Source organism: Bacillus sp. MUM 13, assembly GCF_001866725.1.
In the GTDB taxonomy this organism is placed as follows: domain Bacteria; phylum Bacillota; class Bacilli; order Bacillales; family DSM-1321; genus Peribacillus.
The window spans coordinates 1-1377 of the sequence record NZ_MLYQ01000137.1 but is presented as its reverse complement, the minus strand read 5'-3'; the positions used below and the strand labels follow the sequence as shown (position 1 = coordinate 1377).

Genomic DNA, 1377 nt, shown 5'->3' with positions numbered 1-1377 from the left:
GGGAGATCCGACTGTCCATAAAAAAGAGCAGCAGAGGATTATTACTCAAGCGATTACACGTACAGTAGAGGGGGAAAAGTAAGATGGCTGAAGTTAAAGTACCGGAATTAGCAGAATCAATTACAGAAGGTTCCATTGCACAATGGTTAAAGCAACCGGGAGATACAGTGGAAAAAGGGGATTATATCCTTGAACTTGAAACAGATAAGGTAAATGTGGAAATTATCTCCGATTACTCTGGAACACTAAAAGAGCTTCTTGCAGAAGAAGGAGATACCGTTCAAGTCGGCCAGGCAATTGCTGTAGTAGACGAAAGCGGTTCAAAAGCGGCACCAGCCGAAGCTCCTGCTGAAACTGCAGCACCTGTCAGCACGGAAGCACCAAAAGCTGCAGAAGCGAAGACTGAGCCTATCACAACTGAACCAAAAGAAGAAACGAAACAAGACCCTGCACAGAGGACAATAGCTTCTCCTGCTGCAAGAAAACTTGCCCGCGAAAAGGGGATTAACTTAAGTGAAGTGGCAGCTGCAGATCCGCTTGGAAGAGTACGGGTCCAGGATGTAGAAGCGGCTGGAAAAGCACCTGTTCAAAAGCAAAGTGCACCGGCACCAAAGGCTGCGCCTGCACCAGCAGCAACATCCCAATCCGATGACCGTGTAGAAGTAATAAAAATGTCCCGCAGACGCCAGACCATTGCTAAAAGGCTTGTGGCAGTGCAGCATGAAGCAGCAATGCTTACTACTTTTAACGAAGTTGACATGACAGCAGTCATGGATCTTAGGAAACGCCGTAAAGATGCGTTCGCAAAGCAGCATGATGTCAAGCTGGGCTTTATGTCCTTCTTCACAAAAGCGGTTATCGGCGCACTTAAGAAATACCCTCTTCTTAATGCAGAAATCAATGGCGATGAAATTATCATGAAGAAATTTTATGATATCGGCGTTGCCGTTTCGACAGATGAAGGCCTTGTGGTTCCTGTTGTGCGTGATGCAGACAGAAAAGGCTTTGCCGGAATCGAACAAGCGATTTCTGATCTTGCTGTAAAAGCAAGGAACAACAAGCTGGCACTATCCGATTTGTCTGGCGGCACGTTTACAATCACAAATGGAGGAACATTTGGATCATTATTATCAACGCCGATCCTAAATGCCCCGCAAGTGGGTATCCTCGGAATGCACAAAATCCAGGTTAGGCCGGTTGCCATTGATAATGACACAATGGAAAACAGGCCAATGATGTATCTTGCGCTTTCGTATGACCACAGAATTGTAGACGGTAAAGAAGCGGTTGGCTTCCTTGTCACAGTCAAAGAACTTTTAGAAGATCCTGAACAGCTTTTATTAGAAGGCTGATAAACAAAAAGCCTTACTTATTCCA

1 protein-coding gene is annotated in these 1377 nt (G+C 45.5%); it reads left to right on the top strand.

Annotated elements, in window-relative coordinates; all coding sequences use genetic code 11:
* Window positions 1-83 precede the first annotated feature (83 nt).
* Window positions 84-1352 carry a 2-oxoglutarate dehydrogenase complex dihydrolipoyllysine-residue succinyltransferase gene (gene odhB, locus BIV59_RS21640; protein ID WP_071353532.1) on the top strand — a complete coding sequence of 423 codons (1269 nt, stop codon included), beginning with the start codon at window positions 84-86 and terminating at the stop codon, window positions 1350-1352.
* Window positions 1353-1377 lie beyond the last annotated feature (25 nt).